The organism is Commensalibacter sp. M0268, assembly GCF_016101925.1.
GTDB lineage: Bacteria > Pseudomonadota > Alphaproteobacteria > Acetobacterales > Acetobacteraceae > Commensalibacter > Commensalibacter melissae.
Window position 1 is genome coordinate 182,863 of record NZ_JACFPQ010000002.1, and the last position, 22,102, is coordinate 204,964.

At 35.8% G+C, this 22,102-nt stretch carries 23 protein-coding genes; 11 read left to right on the plus strand and 12 right to left on the minus strand.

Annotation, left to right across the window (positions count from 1 at the left end):
- Positions 1 to 84 precede the first annotated feature (84 nt).
- The 4 genes from H3R28_RS04220 (at position 85) to H3R28_RS04235 (ending at position 2,442) form a co-directional block, all read left to right on the plus strand.
- Entirely contained in the window at positions 85 to 657 is a 573-nt protein-coding gene (locus H3R28_RS04220; RefSeq protein ID WP_198209722.1) for a P-loop NTPase fold protein, read from the plus strand.
- Entirely contained in the window at positions 654 to 902 is a 249-nt protein-coding gene (locus H3R28_RS04225; protein WP_198209724.1) for a P-loop NTPase fold protein, read from the plus strand. The genes H3R28_RS04220 and H3R28_RS04225 overlap by 4 nt, the downstream gene beginning before the upstream one ends.
- A 291-nt stretch (positions 903 to 1,193) precedes the next feature.
- Complete coding sequence (locus tag H3R28_RS04230; RefSeq protein WP_198209726.1) at positions 1,194 to 1,802, plus strand: hypothetical protein; 609 nt, start codon at positions 1,194 to 1,196, stop codon at positions 1,800 to 1,802.
- A gap of 10 nt (positions 1,803 to 1,812) precedes the next feature.
- Entirely contained in the window at positions 1,813 to 2,442 is a 630-nt protein-coding gene (locus H3R28_RS04235; protein ID WP_198209728.1) for a hypothetical protein, read from the plus strand.
- Between the two features lie 58 nt (positions 2,443 to 2,500).
- On the opposite strand, the gene H3R28_RS04240 is transcribed toward H3R28_RS04235, so the two are convergent.
- On the minus strand, positions 2,501 to 5,215 hold the full coding sequence (locus tag H3R28_RS04240; protein ID WP_198209730.1) for a pitrilysin family protein: 2,715 nt from the start codon (positions 5,213 to 5,215) through the stop codon (positions 2,501 to 2,503).
- A 229-nt stretch (positions 5,216 to 5,444) separates the two neighbouring features.
- The gene (gene bfr / locus H3R28_RS04245) at positions 5,445 to 5,933 is read right to left on the minus strand and encodes a bacterioferritin (protein WP_110438757.1); all 489 of its coding nucleotides are present in this window, start codon (positions 5,931 to 5,933) and stop codon (positions 5,445 to 5,447) included.
- Between the two features lie 219 nt (positions 5,934 to 6,152).
- On the opposite strand from bfr, the gene H3R28_RS04250 reads away from it, so the two are divergent.
- The 3 genes from H3R28_RS04250 (at position 6,153) to H3R28_RS04260 (ending at position 7,992) form a co-directional block, all read left to right on the plus strand.
- Positions 6,153 to 6,332, plus strand: coding sequence for a bacterioferritin-associated ferredoxin (locus H3R28_RS04250; RefSeq protein WP_155565201.1), 180 nt, complete (start codon positions 6,153 to 6,155; stop codon positions 6,330 to 6,332).
- 157 nt (positions 6,333 to 6,489) lie between these two features.
- The gene (locus H3R28_RS04255) at positions 6,490 to 7,014 is read left to right on the plus strand and encodes a hypothetical protein (RefSeq protein ID WP_198209732.1); all 525 of its coding nucleotides are present in this window, start codon (positions 6,490 to 6,492) and stop codon (positions 7,012 to 7,014) included.
- Positions 7,015 to 7,050: 36 nt separating this feature from the next.
- Positions 7,051 to 7,992 (plus strand): STM4504/CBY_0614 family protein, encoded by a 942-nt coding sequence (locus H3R28_RS04260; RefSeq protein WP_198209734.1) that lies wholly within the window; start codon positions 7,051 to 7,053, stop codon positions 7,990 to 7,992.
- Here H3R28_RS04260 and ccmI read toward each other — a convergent pair.
- From ccmI to H3R28_RS04295, 7 genes are read right to left on the minus strand one after another with little or no spacing between them, the layout of a single operon-like run.
- The gene (ccmI, locus tag H3R28_RS04265) at positions 7,989 to 8,717 is read right to left on the minus strand and encodes a c-type cytochrome biogenesis protein CcmI (protein ID WP_198209736.1); all 729 of its coding nucleotides are present in this window, start codon (positions 8,715 to 8,717) and stop codon (positions 7,989 to 7,991) included. The two genes, H3R28_RS04260 and ccmI, sit on opposite strands and share 4 nt — an antisense overlap.
- 15 nt (positions 8,718 to 8,732) lie before the next feature.
- Entirely contained in the window at positions 8,733 to 9,191 is a 459-nt protein-coding gene (locus H3R28_RS04270; RefSeq protein WP_122123330.1) for a cytochrome c-type biogenesis protein, read from the minus strand.
- Between the two features lie 3 nt (positions 9,192 to 9,194).
- The gene (locus H3R28_RS04275) at positions 9,195 to 9,743 is read right to left on the minus strand and encodes a redoxin family protein (protein ID WP_198209738.1); all 549 of its coding nucleotides are present in this window, start codon (positions 9,741 to 9,743) and stop codon (positions 9,195 to 9,197) included.
- Complete coding sequence (locus H3R28_RS04280) at positions 9,740 to 11,734, minus strand: heme lyase CcmF/NrfE family subunit (RefSeq protein ID WP_198209740.1); 1,995 nt, start codon at positions 11,732 to 11,734, stop codon at positions 9,740 to 9,742. The genes H3R28_RS04275 and H3R28_RS04280 overlap by 4 nt, the downstream gene beginning before the upstream one ends.
- Positions 11,735 to 11,749: 15 nt before the next feature.
- On the minus strand, positions 11,750 to 12,244 hold the full coding sequence (gene ccmE, locus H3R28_RS04285; RefSeq protein ID WP_155565208.1) for a cytochrome c maturation protein CcmE: 495 nt from the start codon (positions 12,242 to 12,244) through the stop codon (positions 11,750 to 11,752).
- Entirely contained in the window at positions 12,234 to 12,374 is a 141-nt protein-coding gene (gene ccmD, locus H3R28_RS04290) for a heme exporter protein CcmD (RefSeq protein ID WP_198209742.1), read from the minus strand. The genes ccmE and ccmD overlap by 11 nt, the downstream gene beginning before the upstream one ends.
- A 2-nt stretch (positions 12,375 to 12,376) precedes the next feature.
- Positions 12,377 to 13,156 carry a heme ABC transporter permease gene (locus H3R28_RS04295; RefSeq protein ID WP_198209744.1) on the minus strand — a complete coding sequence of 260 codons (780 nt, stop codon included), beginning with the start codon at positions 13,154 to 13,156 and terminating at the stop codon, positions 12,377 to 12,379.
- A 127-nt stretch (positions 13,157 to 13,283) separates the two neighbouring features.
- Here H3R28_RS04295 and H3R28_RS04300 point away from each other — a divergent pair, with 127 nt between their 5' ends.
- Positions 13,284 to 13,577 carry a YciI family protein gene (locus tag H3R28_RS04300; protein WP_122123336.1) on the plus strand — a complete coding sequence of 98 codons (294 nt, stop codon included), beginning with the start codon at positions 13,284 to 13,286 and terminating at the stop codon, positions 13,575 to 13,577.
- Between the two features lie 6 nt (positions 13,578 to 13,583).
- Here H3R28_RS04300 and H3R28_RS04305 read toward each other — a convergent pair whose 3' ends face one another.
- The 3 genes from H3R28_RS04305 to H3R28_RS04315 are packed head-to-tail and all read right to left on the minus strand — an operon-like array spanning position 13,584 to position 17,087.
- On the minus strand, positions 13,584 to 14,348 hold the full coding sequence (locus H3R28_RS04305) for an ABC transporter permease (protein WP_198197062.1): 765 nt from the start codon (positions 14,346 to 14,348) through the stop codon (positions 13,584 to 13,586).
- Positions 14,345 to 15,085: an ABC transporter ATP-binding protein gene (locus tag H3R28_RS04310; RefSeq protein WP_198209746.1), complete on the minus strand. Its 741-nt coding sequence runs from the start codon at positions 15,083 to 15,085 to the stop codon at positions 14,345 to 14,347. Before H3R28_RS04310 ends, H3R28_RS04305 begins: the two co-directional genes overlap by 4 nt.
- Positions 15,078 to 17,087, minus strand: a complete 2,010-nt coding sequence (locus tag H3R28_RS04315; protein ID WP_198209748.1) for a glycosyltransferase — start codon at positions 17,085 to 17,087, stop codon at positions 15,078 to 15,080. Before H3R28_RS04315 ends, H3R28_RS04310 begins: the two co-directional genes overlap by 8 nt.
- Positions 17,088 to 17,269: 182 nt before the next feature.
- Between H3R28_RS04315 and H3R28_RS04320 the strand changes: the two genes are divergently transcribed.
- From H3R28_RS04320 to H3R28_RS04330, 3 genes are all read left to right on the plus strand, one after another.
- Complete coding sequence (locus H3R28_RS04320; RefSeq protein ID WP_198209750.1) at positions 17,270 to 18,811, plus strand: OprO/OprP family phosphate-selective porin; 1,542 nt, start codon at positions 17,270 to 17,272, stop codon at positions 18,809 to 18,811.
- A 209-nt stretch (positions 18,812 to 19,020) separates the two neighbouring features.
- Entirely contained in the window at positions 19,021 to 20,415 is a 1,395-nt protein-coding gene (locus H3R28_RS04325) for an OprO/OprP family phosphate-selective porin (protein ID WP_198209752.1), read from the plus strand.
- 180 nt (positions 20,416 to 20,595) lie between these two features.
- Entirely contained in the window at positions 20,596 to 22,098 is a 1,503-nt protein-coding gene (locus tag H3R28_RS04330; RefSeq protein WP_198209754.1) for an OprO/OprP family phosphate-selective porin, read from the plus strand.
- Positions 22,099 to 22,102 lie beyond the last annotated feature (4 nt).

Consider the following 22,102-nt stretch of genomic DNA (forward strand, 5'->3'; position numbering starts at 1 on the left):
TTATGAAATAATATCTCATTCATTCAAATTTCAGGTTAAAATATTACAAAATCAAAATAAGTAATATTATGAATGAGATATACTGTGGATAAATTTTCTGACATTTTAGGTGGTGATAATCAAGATATCACGGAGTATTTGGATTATTATGTTCTTGATAAAAAAGAGCCAGAATTTGCTGTATTGCTAACTGGTAAATGGGGCATCGGTAAAACATATTATATCGATGCATATTCAGGGGCTGATAAATTACAAAATAGCAAAGTTATTTTAAGCGAGGGTGGATTATTTAAATTTATAATTGAATTTGTTTATAATATATTGGTATTTATCTATCAAAAGTTGGTATCTGTTGGTATAAAATTTGATCATTATCTTGCATTCGAACCTGATCGATTAAGTAAAGCATTATCAAGAAATGAAAAATTAAAAAAATATAATATACGATTTATCAAGATCAGCGTATTCGGTATCAAAACTGTAGAAGAACTGGAAAGTAGATTGACTAAATCACTTTTTGGTAATTTTAATATTCTATCAGATATTGCTTCCTTATTGATTAAAAATGCAAATATTTCTAATTTTGCCAATCCTTATTTTTCCTTACTCAAGGCATTTATTCCATTAACAACTTTTCCAGATTTTAAAAAAGATTGAAATCTATTATTTCATCAGTGAAAAAACATAATCTGGTTTATATTCTTGATGATTTGGAAAGATCAGATATTCCCTTAAAAGAGTTGCTGGGCTGGATCAATCAAGTTGTAGAAGTTGAAAAAATGAAAGTTATCCTTATAGCGAATGAGGAAAAGCTTTTGATTGAACAATCTGAAATTTCTGAGATTGAAGATAACGAAAAAAACAACAAAGACAGAAACAGGCAACCTGATAATGTAAACTAGGGTAATGTAATTGATCGCAATAAACAGGCTGTAGATCCTGAAATTCTGAAAAAATCCTATTTATATAAAGAATTTAAAGAGAAAGTCATTGGGAAAACTTTCAAAATTTATTCCAATTTTGAAGCTGTAGTGAATTATTTTTTATTTACTGGCGAGAATGGCACGGAACCCAACAAATATAAAAAGCTTATCGCACTACATCATAAATTTATTAAACGGATTTATAAAGATGGTTAGATTGCCATACCAAATTTAAGAGGGCTTAAACAGGCCATAGATGATTGTGGAGATTTGTTACAAAATATCAAAGACGATTATTATCCCCTGGAAAAGGATAATGAATTAACGGGTGAAGAAAGAGTAGAGAATGAAATAAAAAGAAATTTTATTAATATGTTAATTGAAAATTTTTTCATTTTAAAATTAGTAATTATTGAATGGAAAATAACGGGCAATGATTTATCTGAAAAAATCATGAGGGATATAAATAAAATATTAGTTAATTCTCGCTATTCTTTTGATAGTTATCCACCAGAATTAGAAGAAATTTATGCTAAAAATTATAAACTTCTGGAAATTATAAATAAAAGAAAATTTTTTTATAATAATTATTTAGAAAGATTTTTTCTTTCATTTAATTCAATACAAGCTACTATATTTGAAATGCATGTATGGGTTAATATTCTATTTAGATCAGATTTTACTAATATAGATAAAAACATTAAAAGTTTTTTTGATAAGAATCGTAAGGATTTATTGGATAAATTATTTTTTTATAGAGCATTAGATGAAAAAGATTTTCAAAATTTACTTAGTGAATTTAGGGTTAATTATTTTTCGTTAGAATATTTGGATTTCCCTATATTTTTTTCACTATTTAGGATTAATTATTCATTTTAATGAAAATAAATTGATTAAGGAAGATATAAATTCAATTAAGAGGCTTGCAGTTGATTATATCATGAAATGTTGCAAGACATGGATAATAAAATATGGAAATAATGTAGATTGTGATTTACGTTATAATTCAAAAAATTATGATTTTGCATCGTATGATAATCCTGTTTTTTCTGAAATATTGGATGATTTTAAAGAGTCCAAAGAAGAATGTATTTCTGAATTGTCTAGAGAAGAAGTAAGTGAAAAATTAAAAAAAATAATTCAGATGTTAAGGGGAGAAGATAATAACGATTTTGATAATGTAATTTACTTTAATGATGAAAATCGGCAAAAAGAAATTTTTATCAACAATGATTATATTGCTGAATTTGTTCAGGCAATAGTAAATTGTAAAAATTCATTGATACACGATTTTCATCATGCATTACATTTACGATATAATAGTAACCATTCTTATAATAAAGAGATTCTTATTAAAGAAGAACCTTTTTGGCAAACAGTTGTTGAAAAACTTACAGAATATATAAAAGATTACGATAGTAATAATTCTCTTAGAACCGTTAAAATTGTAAATTTGGAATTGCTGATAAAAGAAATTCAGGAATTTATAAATAAACCTCAAAAATCTCAGGAACAATAAACTAAAAAGACAAAAATTTAAAATCTGCCTATATAATAAATAACAATAATATATAATTTTATTTCTGGTTAATTGGCCCTTTGGTAATCTGGGCGAGGTCATCAATTCTGATCCATGTTTTAAAGGCTTTCCTTATATCGCCGGCACTCATCCGATAATAGATTTGGGCTGATCTTTGCGGTGTGTCCAGGGGCAATCCCAATTCGCTGAAGGTCAAATATTGTGACGCGAGTTTGTCAATGCTGGAACGTTGCAATGGGATACTCCTCAGCAATGACGCCTTGGCCAGTTGCAGTTCATGTTCGCTGACGGGTTGCGTCTGCATGGCCTGCAAGTCTTTCAGGGCTGCCTTGCGGGCGAGATCAACCTTGTCAGGATCCGCACCAAAACTGATGTTATATCCCGCACGTGTGCGGGACCAGTCAAAAGAGCTGTTTACGTTATAGACATATCCTGTCTTAACCCGCAAGTCCTTGTAAAACCGCCCTGCAAATCCGCCACTTAATATTTCATTGCCAAGGTTCAGGGCATAATGATCCGGATGGTAAACGTTCAGCGGGATGGATTCAACCAATGCGACGCTGCTTTGCACTGCGCTTTTATCGGGAACATGAATGTAGGAGGTCTTGCTATTTGGACGTTGAGGCAAATCAAGATTGGGCCTGACACCTTTCGCCTTCCATGACCCGAAATATTTTTCAACGGTTGCCTTCGCTTTTTCAGGCGTTATGTTGCCTGCCACAACAATTGTTGCAAGGTCTGGACGAAAGGATTGCTGATAGAAATTTTCCAAATCATTTAAGGTTAATTTCATAACTTTTTCAGGGACTGGCTGACGTAAACTTGGGTCATTAATGGGATTGACCGCTTTTGCAACGGATCTGTCAAAATGATAACCTGGGGACTGGTATAATCCTTTTAGGGACTGCGCTGTTTGTGATTTGACGATATCTAGGTTTTCTTGTTTGAAAGACGGATTTAACTCGCTATCAGCCAATAACTGCATACCACGGTCAAAATAGGGTGTAAGAACGGATAATGAAAATTCGCTTCCTGTATTGATATCGGCAGCGATGTCATCAATCTGTTTGCGAAAAGTCAGACGATCATAAGTCTTGGTCCCATACTTGAACATCTCATCTGTAATGTCTGAAATACCTTCCTTATCTTTTTCCTCTTGCAGACTTGAGTTCTGTCGAATGGCACCGAATACGCTTATGGTATCACTGACATTGATTGGCTGAACAATCAAACGAATACCATTTTTCAGGGTTATATCTGTAGGTAAAGGGGATGCCTTGGGTATATTAAGTTTTTTCAGTGCCTTATCAGCCCATTCAGGCAAGGGGACAGGTCTATCAGGAATTGAGGTAAAAGATTCAGCACCTCCATAACCTTTTTTCGATAGAGGATTTCCGGAATCCTCAGGTGTGAGAATCGCCGTGATCGCTTCTTCCGGTTTTAAAATCCTTTTTGCCAATTGGTTAACTTTTTCTGGAGTGACTGCTTTAAGAGCGGCAATCATATCATCAGGACTATTTAATTCCTGAAAAGCCAAGGCATTTGACCAGCTGCTGGCCAATCCCGTGATACTGTTGGCAGAGAATTTGAGGGATGCAATCTCCTTGCGTTTTGCCGCTTCGACAAGTTCGGCCGGAACACCATTTTCATGAAAATATCTAAGGATTGTCTGAACCTCGTTCAAAAGGGATTGATGATTCCTGTTTTTTGGAAATGCTGCAATAGCCACGCCAAAGCCCGTATTGCCTTTGGGAATATATTCAAAATCAGCTGACAGGGCCTTTCCCTGTGGCACTAAATCATATAACTTTTCCCGCTGGCTTGAAATAACGTCACTCAGAATGGTCGCGGCGGCATAATCACTGGATTTTTCCCCAGGCATACGCCATGCCATTGTTATAAGTCCAGCTGGGAGATCCGTTGGAAAATGTAATGTTTTGGCTTTTATTGGCTTTAATTTGAAAGAGGTTTGTTTGGGTAGATTTTTGCGAGGTAGGGAAGAAAAATTTTGTTTGACAGTTGCCAGGGTTTTTTGGGGATCAATATCGCCTGAGATAACAAGGATTGCATTATTGGGTGTGTAGTAAGTTTCATAGAATTCACGTAAATCCTGAACGGTTGTTTTATCAAAAGATGGACGGGTTCCCAAAGCATCATGTTCATATGGGGTGTCCTTGAATAAAATCTTTTGTAATTCAGAAACATATTTATAAATTGGATTGGACAAATCCCTTGAAACTTCTTGTTCAATCGCTCCACGTTCCTTGTCCCAATCCGCGGCATTTAAGCTTAATCCATTCATTCGTAAAGCTTCAATTTTCAGGATAACATCTAAATCTTCGGCAGGAGCTGTGTAATAGTACTGTGTGACGTGTTCTGTGGTAAAGGCATTATAGCTTCCGCCCAATTGTGCCCCGATAATTGCCAGCTGATCCTTGTCTAGACCTTTGCTTCCACGAAACATCATATGTTCCAATGCGTGTGCAGTTCCCGGGAATCCCTTTGGCGTTTGGTTGGAACCGGCAAGATAGTTGACTTGCGCCGTAACAACAGGGGCCAAATTATTTTTAATGATAATCACCCGTAATCCATTTTTCAAAGTGGCGCGAATTACCTGCTGTTTTGAAGAAGATATATTTTTTGATGAAATATGAATGGTGGGAACAGAATAGGCAGGATGAAGAAACCCGCTAAAAGGGGTGGTTGCAAGCAAAGTCAAGCTTAGTGTCAAAGGGGGTATGATTGATCTCATGTCTTTGATTTCCTGTTCGGGTTTTGTCTATATAAAATATTTAAAACAGGGTTGTTGAATTTGTAAAAGCTAATCTTGCTTAATTACAGAGGATCTGTCAAAGACAATCTTTTGTAAGATTGGATATATTAACTTGATTTGTATGAAAAAGGATAATTCGTAATTTTCTTAAAAAGTAAGATAGTAACATCTTACTTTAATAAGATATCCATATTGAATAAAATTTGAATTACGATTCTTGTTCCGTTGCGTGATCAGAATTTAAAGTAATGTAACGACCTATAGAAATTTGTTTGATCAGATCAAATTGTTTGTCAATAAAGTCAATATGTTTTTCTTCAGAATCCAAAATTGAAACAAAAATATGACGAGTCACGTAATCCTGTATCTGTTCACAATAGGAAACTGCCTCGCGTAAATCTTTGCAAGCCTTCATCTCCATCTGGCGATCAGCATGGAGGATCTCTTCAACTGACTGACCAATCTGTACGGTGTTTAATCTTTGCATATTGGGCAATCCGTCAAGCATGAGAATACGTTCAATCAGCGAATCTGCATGTTTCATTTCCTCAATGGATTCCTGGTATTCTTTTTTGCCAAGAATGGTGACTCCCCAATGACACAGGGTTTTGTAGTGAAGATAATATTGATTGATGGCTGTTAATTCATTTGTAAGTTGAATATTCAAATATTCAATTACTTTTTTATCTTTGATCATTAATGAAATCCTTAATTGTTGTATGTTTAAATTACTTGATATTATTAAAATAATCTTTGTGATTATTTAGTTAATTATATGTTTTTTTTGTAAATAAAAAAAGAAATAAATCCATGATCAAAAAAAGTTTAGATACGTAATAAAAAAATTGTAGACATAGTTATTAAGAATGGTTATTATAATCATTATTAACAACCTAGTTGTGATGGGGCCTTGGCAATGTATATTTGTTCATGTCGTGCATTAACCGACAAGGATATAGGAAATGCTATTAAGGATGGTGCAGACTGTCCAAGCAAAGTCTATAAATCTTGTGGTTCAAAACCCGACTGTGGTCGATGTATTCAACGGATTTTGAGTATGTTGAAAGAACATAGGCAAAATGCGATCCAACCCTAATTTTGTATGTTTGTTTCTTGATATCCTTTAACCCGCTTTTTAATTAAAGCGGGTTCTTTTTGCGAAGGTTAAAATATAATTTTTGGAAATGTATATTGTTTGATTAAGCTTGATATAATGCTATAACTTTTTTTAAAAGTTGCTGGATAAAAGTTTCATGTTTTCAAATAATAAACCCCCCATTTCTGATCGAATTCTCGCTCTTGATCTATGGTTACTGGATCGTTTTTTCCAACCAATTGCTGACCGTCTGCCAGAAAAATGGTCAGCATTGAAAATTGGAATGAGTTTACAGCTCGGATCGCTGGTTTTTTCAGCCGGTTCCCTGATTCTACTTGTTCTTTATTTTGAAATGAGTGTTTTTTCTGTGCTTTTTAATGTAATGGCATGGTGTCTTGGCGTGTTATTTTATTTATCCATTTATCGTATGCAATCCATTATTCGGGTAGGATTTCTCAATCCGTTTCGTATGATGCTGGCAGGCATAAGAATTATCTCGATTCCATTTGCAATCTATTCAATCTATCTAGGAATCGTCGCGGATCAGCGTTTTCAGGAAACATTATTATTGAACAGCATCAGTAATACAATTTTTGTATTTGGTATCTATCTTATCTCCTGTCAGCCCAACCCTCCGCCAGAAAAGAAACATCAAACGGCTTTTTCATTGAATACAATGTAATAAATATTTTAATTCCATAAAAAGAAGTTTTTAAAAATGGTAATCATAAATCTATATTCAAACCGTATAAAAGCTGAAAAAGCTATCAAAAATGATGTCTATGTTTATGACTGTTTTTCTGAAGAATTAAAAACACAGATTTTTTTCATTTTAAAGAATTTATTAGAAATAGAATTTAATTATTATCCAATAAACATGGATAGTAAACAGTTGTGGGTTTTGACTTATGAAGCTGTATCAAGGGAATGGGGTAACAAATTTTTAGATTCTAATTCATTGAATTTTATTGATCGATTCGAATCTTATATTGTCAGTAATGATAATTATGAACATGTTTTAGATCTTATTGAATGTGTAATTGGAATAAGGATATCAATTCTCTCAAAAGTTGATCCTAATTATAAGTTCAATAATGATGAAATCTTAATTGGGTTGATTGAGGAATTGAATAAACGTTTTCTTTATGCAGGCGTAGGGTATCAGTATGAAAATGGTGAAATAATCCGTATTGATCATCAATATGTTCATAAGGAAATCGTTAAACCTGCATTGGAGATTATTCATAATAAGGCTTTTGAAAAGGTTAATGAAGAATATAGTAATGCACATAAACATTACCGGAATCAATATATCAAGGATTGTATTGTCGGATGTAATCGTGCTTTTGAATCATTGTTGAAATCGATTTGCAATGAATGTGAATGGGAATATGATCCAAACAACCGGGCCAGTGATCTCATAAAAATTATACACAAAAATGGATTGTTTCCTGTTGGGATGGAAAAGACAATCGACAGTTATATCATGACTCTCAAAACAGGGGTGCCAGAATTGCGAAATCATTTTGGTGGTCACGGCAGTTCGTCTCAATCTCCATCGCCATCAATTTATATGGCGGAATATGTTTTACATCTTACCGCGACAAATATTGTTTTTTTATATAATGCTTTCAGGGATTATCAATCCAAACAGAATTAAGGATTGTTTTTATGATATTCCATGACTTTCTGTTCAGCCATATTTCGCCACGGTGCATCTGAAGATGCGCGTTGTAGGGCCTGTTGAAAAAGAGTGAATGATTCTTCGGTCATATGACCATTTTTTTGAATTATCAGTTCGGCAATTTGCGCGGCCAGGTAAGGGTCAAAACGTTGGTCAAGAGCTGTTTTCCAGGCTTGAATAGCATTGTCTAACTGACCTTGTTCAGCTTCAATCCGGCCCAGTAAGAGGTAACCTTCTATCCGTTTCGGATCATTATAAGCAAGCGTGACAATTTTTTCTTTCAATTGTTTTACATAAGGTGCGAGATCTTTATTCTGTTTTTGCTGTTCAGCTATTCTTGTTCGTAAGGGTTGAGAAGGCAAGGCAGGTACACCATTAAGCAAATAGAGACCTATGGCGGTCAGGGGAATGCAAATCAAGCCGCACAGAATAAAAAAATGACCATTGGTTGCCGGATCACAAGATATGGAATTATTTTTTTCACTTTGATCATCCGAATTTAAAAGCCGGCGTTGAATTTCAAGTTTTGCCTGATGATATTCTTCTGGTAAAATCAATTCCTGTCGCAATTCACTTTCCAGTTCTTTAAGTTGTAACTGGTAAAAAGCTATTGAAGGATTATTCGCTATTGAAGGATATTTTTTCCGGTACAGACTTATAAAACAGGGTATCAAACTGATAAGACTGATTAAGATCATCATTATCCATAACATGGATCAAGGTTCTTTCATCAATTTTTCGAGACGTTTTTCTTCATCTTTATTTAAGGGAGATGGCTTCAACCCTTTTTTCCTGAAATTTATGAGAGCTATTAGACACCCTGTCAAAAGGGCAAGTAAAGGCATAAACCACAATAACGCGGTTGCAAGATTAAGGGGGGGACTTAACCGCACGAAATTGCCGTAACGGTCAACCATCCATTGGATGATTTGATCATCGGTTTCACCAGCCTGAACATGTTGGCGAACGACTTTTCTTAGATCCCTTGCCAGTTCGGCATTACTGTCTTCTATGGATTCATTCTGGCAAACAAGACAGCGTAATTGCGAGCCAATCTCTTCGGCTTTTTTTTCCTGCCGTTGGTTTGGCAATATTTCATCAGGGCTGTCGAGACCATAGGTGGGAATAGAAAAAAAGTTAATGATTATCAGGACAAGAATGATAACTAATCGCATTGATCAGGTCCCTACAAGTGAAAGCAGGGATGAAACGGCAGTTTTATCCAAAGGTTTGGCATAATGCCAACGTATAATTCCCCCCGTGATAATAAGAAAACTTTCAGGCACGCCAGAGATTCCCCAATTGATTCCAATCATCCCCTCATCATCCTGTCCTAGATATTGATATGGATTTTCATGACGGTTTAGAAACTGGTCTATCGTATTATTTTTGTCTTTATAAGCTATGCCCCATATGGAAAGCCTGGTGGAAAGCTGATTCAAAATTGGCATCTCACTGATACAGGGTAGACACCATGAAGCAAAAAAATTGATTAATACAGGTTTGTGCTGTTGTTTTAACAATAGGCTGTCAAAATTTTTGTAGGATAATATTGGCTTGAGTTTGAAATCCGGAATAGGTTTGTTCAAATTGGGAAGTTCTATTTTATGCGGATCGAATTTTCCTTTTTTTAAACTGGATAGCATCGTGGCAAACCCTCCACCTGCAAGAACGGTTGCACCCAGTGGTAATCCCCATATCAATCGTCGTCTGGTAATGGATTTCATGATGATTGTTCCATTTTTTGCATGGAAAATTTTTTATTGTTCTTATTGGCGCAAAGATCAATAAGGGTGATGATACCGCCTAATATCATAATGAAACCACCGATCCAGATCCAGGGTGCCAAGGGGTTGAAGTGTAATCTCAGGACATAGACGCTAGCTTTGTCATGATTGTTCCTGTTATCTCCAAGAACAGCGTACAAATCAGCGATAAAATTGGTATGAATGGCTACATCTGTTATGACCTGTTGCTGGCGAGGAAAAAAATGTCGGGCAGGAAACATCCAGCATATTGTTTTATTATGTCTACTGATTTTAAGAACCGCTTCCTCGGATTGATAGTTGGGTCCATTTCTTTTTTGTACAGATTCCAGGGTCCATTCATAACCCGCCAGATGCAGAGTTGTCCCAATAGGTACCTCAACAATTTTTTGTTGACTATAGGCCATTCCCACAATCCCCAATAAGGTAACAGCAACGCCAATATGAGCAATATAGGCAGCATAAAAGGATCTAGGTAAATTTTTCATCCGGCTGATATTATTTTTGAACGAGGTATGAAATAAAGATAATTTACCGCTGAAATCTGTGAGGGCACCCATGATTACCCAAAATGAAACCCCTGTCGCAATGGCTGGCAAGAAACGATGTAAATAAATAAAACTTGCGATGACGATAATGATCGTAATAATTCCCATAATGGATAAAGGACGAAGCAAATTTTTTATTTTTGCTTTTTTAAATGCCAACCAAGGTGCAAATGCCATAAAAAAAATTGCAATGAGGGCCGGAGGGATAAAGGTTTTGTCAAAAAATGGTTTTCCAACGGAAATAGTTTCTCCATCAATCATTTGTAAAACAGGAGGGTAGAGGGTGCCTACCAAAATAATGGCAGCCAGGGAGCAGAATAATATATTATTGAGAATGATTGAGCCTTCTCGAGATAGGGGCGCAAATAATGCCGTGAATAAAAGAAGTGGAGCCTGCCACGCAAACAGAACCAAAGCACCTCCACAAATAATTGTTAGTAATACAAGAATGAAAATTCCACGGGTTGGATCTGATGCAAATGCGTGTACGGAATTTAATATGCCAGAACGAACCAGAAAAGTTCCACATAATGCAAGAGAAAAAGTTATAATGGAAAGAAAAATCGTCCATGCTTTCAGGGCTTCACGTTTTTCAACGATCAAGGCTGAGTGTAATAAGGCGGTTCCCGTCAACCATGGAATTAATGCGGCATTTTCGACAGGATCCCAAAACCAGTAGCCTCCCCATCCAAGAACATAGTAGGACCACCATGATCCAATTGCTATACCAGCGGTAAGAAAAATCCATGCAGTAATAACCCAGGGTCTAATCCATCGTCCCCAGGCTGCATCAACTCGTTTTTCCATCAATGCGGCAACAGCAAAGGCGAATGGAATTGAAAAAGCTACATAGCCAGTATAAAGAATTGGGGGATGAAACGCCAATCCCGGGTCCTGAAGTAGCGGGTTCATTCCTTGACCTTCCATCGGGGCAGGCCAGATTCGCAGGAAAGGATTTGATGTAATCAGGCAAAAAAGTTCAAAACCAGCTGCGCATCCGCCAAGAATGGCTATGATTTTTATTCTCAATGAAAATGGAAGATGATGACTGAAACTTGAAAAAAGAACCCCGAAAAAGGAAAGTATAAATGCCCACAAGAGAATTGAACCTTCGTGATTTCCCCATATGCCTGTTACTTTATAAAGAATGGGTTTGTCACTTGCACTATTCTGTAAGATATTTTGCACAGAAAAGTCATTATTCAATGCTGCTGTAACCAAACAAATAAATGTTATCAACAGAGTGAAAAACTGTCCCCATGCCAGGGGGGACGCTAGATTCATTAAATGAAAATTATATTTTTTGTTTCCTAGTAATGGCAGAACAAATTGAGCCCCCGCCAAACAGCAGGCAAGTGCCAATGCAAAATGACCAAGTTCGGGACTTAGAAGAATTGAAAACATTTGTCATTCCATTGCTTATTGGGGTTTTATCATGTGGTTCCAGCTGTCTGGATCGGGTGGTGGACCAAAACGCGGATCCCACTTGCCATTTTTGCGCAAAGCGTCGGCGATTTCTTTAGGCATGTAAGTTTCATCATGTTTGGCCAATACTTCAGTGGCGATGAATATTCCTTGAGGATTTAAGTAACCAATGGCAATAACGCTTTGTCCCTCTCGAAATAGATCAGGTAAAATGCCTCTATATTTTACATGAATGGCAGCTTTTCCATCTGTAATATCAAATATAGCGATTGGTGTGTGATGGTCATTCTGATGATGAAGGGAGTTGGCTACAACCATTCCTCCCAATCGTATTGTGGTAGAATTAGATATGGATTGGTTTATGAGTTGGGAAGGAACTTTGAAATAGACTAAATTACTTGAAAAAGCTGATAAAATCAATGCGATTGCAATCGCGAAGCCTATCATGCAAGTTAGGATTATCCATAGACGTTGAGTTTTACGTTTCATGACTAAGTTTTTTCATAATGTCCAGTTTATTTTTTGCCTGGTGAAATCGTCTATAAGTGGTAAGCAATAAAGCCAAAACAGTTAACAGGGTAATTCCATAAGCGGAAATCAAGTAGGGGAGATGCGACATGATCATTGCATTGACAAAGATTGTGAATTGATAAGTAGGCGATGGATCTGGTTTTCAAGAATGGCGGTTCGAATTCGTGTAAATAGTATACCTATAAATCCAAGGGAAAAACCCAGCGAACAGAAAATCAATGGGGTAGCAATGGAAAGAGTGATTGAGGAGGCATGGGTTAAACTGAATGTATTTGGCTGATGTAATGTGTTCCACCATTGAACACTGAATTTGATTATAGGGAGATCAAAAACGCCTGCAAGGGCAAGAATGGAAGCTGCCTTATAACCCTTTTGAGGTTCATCAAAGGCATGACATAAAGTGATATGTCCTAAATAGAGAAAAAACAATATCAGAACTGATGTTAATCGTGCATCCCAAACCCACCAAGTGCCCCACATGGGTTTTCCCCAAATGGACCCCGTTATTAAACATAGGGCAGTTACAACAGCTCCAACAGGTCCAATTTCTTTGGCTGCCAGATCGGCTAAGGGATGTTTCCAGACTAGGGATGAAAAACCGCAAAAAGCAAGTAAAATATAACCGGCACTGGCAAGCATGGCCATGGGAACATGAATATACATAATTCTTACGCTATCCCCTTGCTGCCAATCTGCTGGGGAGATAAAAAGGCCCCATATTATTCCAATGACGATGAAAAACAAAGCAAACCCGTTGATCCAGGGCTGAAGTTTTGTCGTAAACTGAAAAAAAAATTTCGGATTTGCTAATCGATTGATTGAAAAAAATCGATTATTTCTTGGTTTTGATAGAGTTCTTGAATCAGTCATTGAAAAATAATCAGGGTTTATGGAAAATAAGAGGATATTTTATATTTAAAAAACTGGCAAGCTTATCCATTCTTGGTCATAATATGTTTTTTTATTCAAGATTTGTAAAGTAGTGGTGGGAAAACAAATGTTATTTGTAATAATGTGTAATGACAAACCTTCGTCTCTAGAAATGAGAATGGCTGTTCGCTCTCAACATCTGGCGTATCTTAAGACTTATGAAAAACAAATAAAAATTGCTGGCCCCTTATTGGATAATGAGGGAAAAAGTTGTGGCTCACTCATTATTCTGAATGTAGAAGATCGTGCAGCTGCCGAGGGATTTGCCATCAGTGATCCTTATGCAAAAGCAGGTTTATTTGAAAGTGTCATAATTCGTTCCTTTAAGGAAGTTTGTTCCGAAGGTCAGATGCTAATATAATTAATTTTATTCATTTGACCAGGAAATTAAGGTTTTTGTTGTTAATGTAACGATTCCCCACAAACTCATTGTCATGAATGATAATATCAAAAGGGCGGCAAACATCAAATCTGTTTGAAAACGGTTGTTGGCGTTTTGCATTAAATATCCCAAACCGGAAGACGCGCCGACCCATTCTCCAATGACCGCACCAATGGGAGCGATAGCTGCCGCGATTTTCAAACCTGACGAAAAAGCGGGTAAAGCAGCAGGAATACGTATAAATAAAAGTTGTCGTAAGGCAGATGTATTCATGGTTTTGCTTAAATCAAGATATCCTTGAGGTGTTCTGTTTAGGCCGTCAAAAAAGGATGAAGTTACGGGAAAAAAAATCATTATAACGGTCATTACAACTTTTGAACTTATTCCGAAACCAAACCATAATACGAGTAAAGGGGCTAGAGCAAAGGTGGGAATTGATTGACTGATAATGATGATGGGCATTAACCAGTGACGGAGAAAAGGAACAAGTATCATAAAAAGAGCAAGAAACATTCCAAAAAAACATCCAATTACCAACCCTATTATGGTTTCTTGTGTTGTTGTAAGCGTGGCTTGCCATAAAAGCTGATGATTAATGTTTAGAGCCTGAATGACCGCTGAAGGTGAGGGTAAAAGATAAGCGGGGATGTAATTGAAAAAACTGATCAACCACCAGATAAAAATCAAGCTTCCGATTAATGAAACAATGCGGATACTTATTAAAAAAGATTCATGTAAATGAGTTTTCATGATTGTGTTTTTTCTATCAAAAGAGATAATAAATGGGCTTGGGCCTTTTGTAAGTCGAGATTTTCCAGCGGATGAGGTATAGATCCAGGAACTACCAAAGAATCGTATAGTTTTGCAGGAGTTCCTGCCATAATCTGAATTTGTTCTCCCAATCGACAAGCTTCGAAAGGATCATGTGTGATAAGAATAACTGTTTTACCTTTCAACAATTTTGCCGTATAGGTTTGCATGTTGGTTCGTGTTACACTATCCAATGCTGAAAAAGGTTCATCCATTAAAACGATGGGGCGATTTTCATACAGTGTTCTTGCAAGAGCGATACGTTGACGCATTCCGCCAGACAGTTCGGATGGATATGCATTTGCAACATGGGATAAGCCTACTTGTTCAAGGATATCTAAAGCTTTATACCGATTTGGTTTTTCACCACGGAGTTTACTGCCTAGGGTGACATTATATAGTATTTTTGCCCAAGGCATTAATAAATCCTGTTGTCCCATATAACTGATCCGTTTTGATAAAGATTTGTTATCATCCGCTTTTACGCTTCCCAGCTTACAATGTTGCAATCCTGCAATAATCTTTAAAAGACTACTTTTACCCACACCACTTGCACCAAGAATAATACTGAATTTTCCGGCTGGAAAAACAGTGTTTAGATTTTTGAACAATTGACAATTATTGAAGGATAATGAAACATTCTCTATCAAAATGCTTGGGGGATTGGAATCAGACATTATTTTCAGTTAATCCAAATGGAATTGAAATGCGAGGGGGAAAGGCAAGCTGGTAATCTCTTCCACGTTGCAGGGAATAATTGGGATTATAAAATGGATCATAATTTATGATTTTAAAATGTTTTTTTTTCAGAGAAAGAATTTCCTGTCGTTCTTTTCCGGCACGTTCACCCTTGTAATGATTTCCGAGTGAAAGAGATTCGTAATGGATCAATTGTGCATTCTGACACTGGATGATATGATATTTTTTCTCTCTTAAACGTAAACAGAAATCAATATCGTTATATGCTATTTCAAATGTCTCATCAAATCCATTTACGTCGTTAAAAGCCAGACGGCGAATAACCATACAGGCACCCGTCACGGCACTGATCTCATGATCATGCGTCAGGTAAAAATTATCTGACTTGTGAAAACGACCGGCATGTTCACATAAATTAGCGGCACCCATTATAACGCCCGCATGCTGAATATTTTTATCAGGATAAAATAGTTTTGCACCAACAGCGCCTACTTTTTCATTTTGCATATGACCCATCATTAAGGATAACCAGTTTTGATCCAGAGGTTCAATATCATCGTTTATTAGGGCTATAAAAGGGTATTTAGAATGCCTGATGGCAACGTTGCAACTTTTCGAAAAATTGAATTGATCTGTTTTAACAAATAGAACTTTTAAATGTTTATGATACTGGAATGAACTGAGAAACTTTTCCTGTTGTTTTGTCAAAGGTTTATTTTGCGAGATGACAAGAATAATTTCTAATCTTGGGTAAGAGGTTTTTTTTATTAGTTTTGTAATACATTGATGTATGGTTTCGGAACCGAGGGTTGTCGGGATGATGAGACTTACGGGATCTTGATAATTTATATAATTTATATCAAAGGGAAATGTATGGGTATTAACGTTAAATTGCCAATTCAGTTCAGTTTTGAAAATTTTGATGATTTCAATTATTTCATTTTTATCATGTAATGATACTTTTGCAGTCCTATGACTTAAGATCAGAGGGACATGATAAATAAAATGATTTTTTTTCCATAAATAAAGGGCCAAAGCCATTCTAATGGCATAAATGGAACGAATTGGAGAATCAAATTCTTTTATGAAATCATCAAATATATCTTTTCTGATAATCCATATATCTTGGGTAAGAAAACCTGTCAGTAGAATCGACAAGTTAAAATTTTGCTTGAATACAGGGTTGCTGTGTTCATTCAGATTATTGATTTCATCTGAATCAGCGTAAAGTGCGGCCGGATAATGTTGACGAGTAGCCTGATCGGCAAAAACAGCCAAACTGTGTTCTTCTAAAATTTCGTTTGAATTTTTAAGAATGATATAATGTGTTTGAAAAGCTTGGGGAGTGGTTCTTCCTCTAGTATTCGGATGTTGGTAAAAATTGTTCCAGTCAATTTCCATGGTTTTACCATAATATGTAAATAATGAAAAAACAGGCCATAGATGAATATAATTACTTTCATATAGTTTCTTTATCTCGTTACCATTCCAGTTTTCATATAAATTGTACCAATATTTATATGGTAAATTAGGAAAAAATATTTGTTGATTTTGTAATAATCCCATTCGAATACGTTTATTTAGATGAATGAAGGGATAACAAAAAATTTTTATAAAAGTAAAAGGATTTATAATAATTAATATTAAAGCCGTCGTTAAGCGGCTCAGAGCCCGAATTTTTACTGATGAAACTGATTGTAAAGTGGAATTAAAAATTTTGGCGATTGGATAGATTCGTAAACAGTTCGTTTTCTCAGGAAGATAAACAAGAGATACACGCCAAAAGTTGGGAAGAAACCTACCGGAGACAAGATAAGTTAAAGGTTCAAATGTTGGGTCATCCTTATGGTTTATATATAGATACAATGGGATCGTTTTGGGTAATTTTTTATGTAATTTTACGGAAATCAGGCACCATTTTTTTTGATATTTAGAGGGTAATAACCTTTCAAAATAGAAAAAATCTCGGAAAAGTGACATCTCATCTCACGTTTGTTATTCGACAATTATTTTAAATTATAATTAAAAACTTAATTTGGTTTATTTTAACATTTTTGAATAAAAATTGAAATATTTGTGAAATTATATTTCAATATTAAGTGGCTTATAAATGGGTACTGAGCTTATTTTCGTCTAATAAAATTATATAGGGGTCATTGATAATGGTAAACAATATTGAAGCCGTACAAAGTAACCTCTCATATGTACGTAAAAAAGGGTTTTTACGATCATGTACAATGGGTATTCTTTTTTTGAAGATCTCGATTTCATTTTCTTATGCGAATGTCTATCAGACTAACCGATGGAGATCAAATATAATTCCTTTTTTAAATAAAGAAAAAGAAGAAAAAAAAGACAAAGATGAAAATGATCAACAGGCTGAATATATTTGTTATGAAAAATCCATCCGTTGCACAATGTGGAATGCGGATAGGGTCGTAAATGTTGATCCATATAAAGACCTTCATTATCAAGTAGGTTATTCAACGCTTGCCTTTCCAAAGGGAAGACCGACATTTTATTCAGCGAGTAAAAAACTTAGTATCGCTTTTGGTCTTTATATTAATTACGACATTGGGGCTTTATTAGGTCCAAATAAACGAGCAAATGGACCAAAAGTTTCAAGTTATCAAGGAACTTTACGTCGTGGACGTCCGATTATTGTTGTAAAATATACTGATTTCGCCTTAACGGTTACACCAGATATTGGACGTTTTGGACTTGAACATCATGATCTGTTCGGAGCGGATTTGAAATATACAGGTATTAAGAATCTGGTAATTGGAGGGGGTTTACTCCAACCCACTTTATCAATGTTGGATTCTGAAACTTCCAGGGGATTTTTTCTTGCAGAACGACCCATGGTTATCGATATGTTAAGAAATGTTGCCGGAGGGGAACCTCGTGCTGGTTTCAATGTTATTCATTGGGGGCAGCGATACCTTATCAGTGTTGGCTATACAGGGCAACGCGTTGGTAAAAAATTTACCAATTTTCAACAGGGGCAGAAGGGAGGCGTTTTAAGATTGGCAGGTCGTCCAATAGCTTCAAGAAATATTGATCTTCATTTGGGCGTAACAGGAACATTTGCCGTTCATGGTGAAAATAGAAAATATTCTATTGTAAGTTATAATGAATCCCGTCTTTTCCCTTCCGCGGCAGATTTTAAGACAGGAACCATCAATGGTGTCAACAGTATATGGGCTGTAGGTCCTGAATTTGCCTTACGATGGAAAAGGCTGATTTTTCAAGGGGAATATTATTCATTTTTTATGCCAAGAAAGAATGAGGGATATGGACATAATGATAATCTTCATTTTTGGGGATGGTATGGAAGTTTAAATTACGCGATTTTCGGGGCTCATCGTCATTATTTACCCTCTCGCGCTATTTTTGCAGCACCAGAAGGTTCATTGTTTAATCCTGCCGCTGGGGATTGGGGAGCTTTGGAATGGTCAGTCCGTTGGAGTTATCTGAACCTCAATAGTCATGCTGGGGATTATGAAAATAACAAATATGCAGCAGGAGTGCAAGGTGGAAAACAGAAAGTCATAGCAACGGGGTTTAACTGGTATCCGTCACCACATTTCAGGGTGATGATTGATTATAATCATATAATTTCATCACGTTCTAGAAACAATTTATGGCATTTAAGAAAAAAGGATAGCAATCTAATAATTTCACGTTTACAACTAACTTTTTAAGGTTTTGAAGTGCTATTTTTAAAATTTATTTAACATGAAAAATTATTTTTTCTAAATATAATACTATATTTTAAAGTAAATAAAAATATATTACAAACATATTGTATATATAATCAATACTGGATACATTAATATTTGAAAAAAATAATTGAAAATTTCTTCAAAGATCAAACAGGTCTTTATTAAAGAAAATCCATGGAAATTGTAAAATGCGAAAATCTTATGAAACTTCTATGGCTTTTTCAAAATTCGGGATTTATTCAATATCATTATATTTTTTATTGAATTGGGTTTCAGCCGCTAAAGCCAGTGATGAATCTTTATTCCAAACAAATCAGGTTACATATTTGGATCCATATAAAAATATAATTTATGATATGGCTGATTTTAAAATCAGCTTTCCCAAAGGTAGATTTTTATTAAAATCAATGAATAATCATTTCAGTCTATCAATTGGAACGTCCATTCAATATGATATTGGTGGTTTCATAGGATCCGATAAAAAACATAATCAACCCGATATGGGTGGGTCACAGGCTGTATTGAGGCGTGCAAGATTTATCATAACAATTGCCTATGATAACTTTAAAATTATGGTTGCTCCTGATGTTGGACGTGGTGCATTGGTTAATGATTCATTTCATGAGATTAATCTTAATTATACCGGGTTTCATCATACAGATTTATCCATTGGTTTGATACAACCATCAGTCACTTTGCTGGGATCTGAAACATCTGCAGGATTTACCTTGGTAGAACGCCCCATGATCATTGATCTTGTAAGAAATATAGCTGGTGCGAATGCCAGAATAGGATTTACAGCCTCTCATTGGGGAAAAAATTATTATATTGGCGCTTCAGTTACCGGACAGCGTTTTGGTAAATTTTATCAGGATTTTCAAAAGAATCAAAAAGGGGGGATTATTCGTGCTGTCATCCATCCAATAGGATCTCAAAATTATGATTTGCATATGGGAGTGAGTGGAACGGTCGCATTTCATGGAGATAATCGGAAATATTCCATGAATGCACTGCCAGAGGCCTTTATCTGGCCGGGGCGTCCCTATATTCGTACCGGAAAAATTAACGGGGTAAACAATATTTGGGCAATAGGTCCTGAATTCGCTTTCCGATTCAACCGTTGTATTATTCAGTCAGAATATTACTCAATTGATTTGCAAAGAAATTCGGAAAATAATTCACGCCGATCAAATTTAAAGTTTGCTGGATGGTATGTCAGTACAAATTATGTCTTGTTCGGTCAACCAAGACAATATTTTTCCGAACGTGCCTATTTTTCCGCACCAAAAAATGCGCTTTTTAATCCAGCGGTAGGGGATTGGGGAGCACTGGAATGGACAGCACGCTGGAGCACCATGAATTTAAACAGCCATCGATACGATTGGGATAACGGCAAACCAAAAAATATACATGGTGGAAAACAGCACGTTATCGCAACAGGTTTCAATTGGTATCCAGCTGATCAGATGCGATTTTCGCTTGAATATAATTATGTTTTTGCCACTCGTTCAAGAAATAATTATTACAATAGTGCTGGTCGTAAAAGTAATATTCTCATTTCTCGTATCGAATTTAATTTTTAGAAATTTAATTCTCCCAAGGGCTTGATTTTTAGAGGTAAGGCTTTAAGCTGTTTTTGAGAATATACAAATTTAAAAGGATTTGAATGATTATTCATTACTGAAATGAGACAAAATTTATAGACAGAACTGCTCTGTTTAATCTTTCTTCAGTTTAAGGCTGTTAATACAGTAGGATCCTTCATGGTTCAAAAAAATCGAATAAATAGTGTAGAGGCCTTATATAGGAATATAAGACCTATTTTGTCATGTTCATTTAATATTATTGTTTTAAAAGCTACTATTTCTTTTGCCTATGCTCAAACAGAACGTGTTTCTAATTCATTGATTTCTGCATTTCCTAATTCCAGAAACAAACAATCCATTTACCTATGTTTGGATCATAAACAGGATTGTACAATGTGGAATGCTGACAAAATTCGAAACATTGATATTTATAGGGATATTTCTTATCAAATAGGTCATTTCAATTTGAATTTTCCCAAGGGACGTCCAACTCTGGTATCCAGTGATCGTCGATTTAGTATCTCTCTTGGGGCAAGTTTACAGTTTGATATTGGTGGAATTATAGGTCCGGATAATAAACGCAATGGATCCAGAATGGATGGTTCACAGGCATTTTTGCGTAGGGGGCGATTTAATGTTGCTATCCGCTATGATGATTTCATCATTAATATAACACCGGATGCAGGGCGTCCAGCATTGGTTAATAATTCCATTTATGAGGCCTATTTAAAATATGTCGGATTTGAAAACACCATTATCGCTATCGGTCTGTTACAACCTCCCATAACTATGCTGGATACTGAAAGCTCAAATGGATTTATTCTGGTTGAACGTCCAATGATTGTTGATCTGGTTAGAAATTTAACAGGATCAGATGCCCGTCTTGCCTTGATGATGACTCACTGGAATAAACGGTATTATCTTAGCGCTTCAGTTACCGGACAAAGGTTGGGAGGAACCTATCAGGATTTTCAAAGAAATGAACTTGGCGGTATTGTAAGAGCGGCGGTAAGACCTTTAGCTATCAATCATTATGATATGCATTTGGGTTTATCAACAACTTTTGTGACACATGGTGATAGCCGAAAATATTCATTAAGTACGGGACAGGAGGGGCAAGTTTGGTTGGGCCGTCCTTATTTGCGAACAGGAACTATTCAGGGTGTAAATAATATATGGGCAATAGGACCTGAATTTGCGGTAAGATTGAATCGTTTTCTGATACAGTCCGAATATTACTCCATGTTTTTGCAACGGGTTGCGGAAAAGTCAGGCAATAGGCCCAATTTGCATTTTTCTGGCTGGTATATTAGCGTCAATTATGTCCTGTTTGGACAACCAAGATCCTATGATGAAAGTAAAGCTGTTTTCACTCCCCCTGTCGGGAGCTTTTTCAATCCTGTCGCGGGAGAATGGGGAGCTTTGGAATGGTCAATCCGATGGAGTAACATGAACCTTAATCATTATAAATATCGTATGAATGAAAACGGTCATTATCTTGGGGTTCAAGGAGGAAAACAAAATATATTTGCAACAGGGTTGAATTGGTATCCCTCGTCACATATGCGGATATCACTTGATTATAATCATGTAATGGCGACACGGTCTAGAAATAATTACTATAATTCAACTGGACGCACAAGTAATCTGATTATGTCCAGGGTACAATTTACATTTTGACAAA

Coding starts and splice junctions, on each gene's coding strand:
- H3R28_RS04270 (WP_122123330.1), bottom strand. CDS start 9,191: ATGCGATTAGTTATCATTCTTGTCCTGATAATCATTAACTTTTTTTCT.
- H3R28_RS04295 (WP_198209744.1), bottom strand. CDS start 13,156: ATGACTGATTCAAGAACTCTATCAAAACCAAGAAATAATCGATTTTTT.
- H3R28_RS04250 (WP_155565201.1), top strand. CDS start 6,153: ATGTATATTTGTTCATGTCGTGCATTAACCGACAAGGATATAGGAAAT.
- H3R28_RS04300 (WP_122123336.1), top strand. CDS start 13,284: ATGTTATTTGTAATAATGTGTAATGACAAACCTTCGTCTCTAGAAATG.
- bfr (WP_110438757.1), bottom strand. CDS start 5,933: ATGATCAAAGATAAAAAAGTAATTGAATATTTGAATATTCAACTTACA.
- H3R28_RS04255 (WP_198209732.1), top strand. CDS start 6,490: ATGTTTTCAAATAATAAACCCCCCATTTCTGATCGAATTCTCGCTCTT.
- H3R28_RS04305 (WP_198197062.1), bottom strand. CDS start 14,348: ATGAAAACTCATTTACATGAATCTTTTTTAATAAGTATCCGCATTGTT.
- H3R28_RS04260 (WP_198209734.1), top strand. CDS start 7,051: ATGGTAATCATAAATCTATATTCAAACCGTATAAAAGCTGAAAAAGCT.
- H3R28_RS04320 (WP_198209750.1), top strand. CDS start 17,270: ATGGTAAACAATATTGAAGCCGTACAAAGTAACCTCTCATATGTACGT.
- H3R28_RS04275 (WP_198209738.1), bottom strand. CDS start 9,743: ATGAAATCCATTACCAGACGACGATTGATATGGGGATTACCACTGGGT.
- H3R28_RS04330 (WP_198209754.1), top strand. CDS start 20,596: ATGGTTCAAAAAAATCGAATAAATAGTGTAGAGGCCTTATATAGGAAT.
- H3R28_RS04280 (WP_198209740.1), bottom strand. CDS start 11,734: ATGTTTTCAATTCTTCTAAGTCCCGAACTTGGTCATTTTGCATTGGCA.
- H3R28_RS04325 (WP_198209752.1), top strand. CDS start 19,021: ATGCGAAAATCTTATGAAACTTCTATGGCTTTTTCAAAATTCGGGATT.
- ccmD (WP_198209742.1), bottom strand. CDS start 12,374: ATGTCGCATCTCCCCTACTTGATTTCCGCTTATGGAATTACCCTGTTA.
- H3R28_RS04315 (WP_198209748.1), bottom strand. CDS start 17,087: ATGTCACTTTTCCGAGATTTTTTCTATTTTGAAAGGTTATTACCCTCT.
- ccmE (WP_155565208.1), bottom strand. CDS start 12,244: ATGAAACGTAAAACTCAACGTCTATGGATAATCCTAACTTGCATGATA.
- ccmI (WP_198209736.1), bottom strand. CDS start 8,717: ATGATGATCTTAATCAGTCTTATCAGTTTGATACCCTGTTTTATAAGT.
- H3R28_RS04310 (WP_198209746.1), bottom strand. CDS start 15,085: ATGTCTGATTCCAATCCCCCAAGCATTTTGATAGAGAATGTTTCATTA.
- H3R28_RS04240 (WP_198209730.1), bottom strand. CDS start 5,215: ATGAGATCAATCATACCCCCTTTGACACTAAGCTTGACTTTGCTTGCA.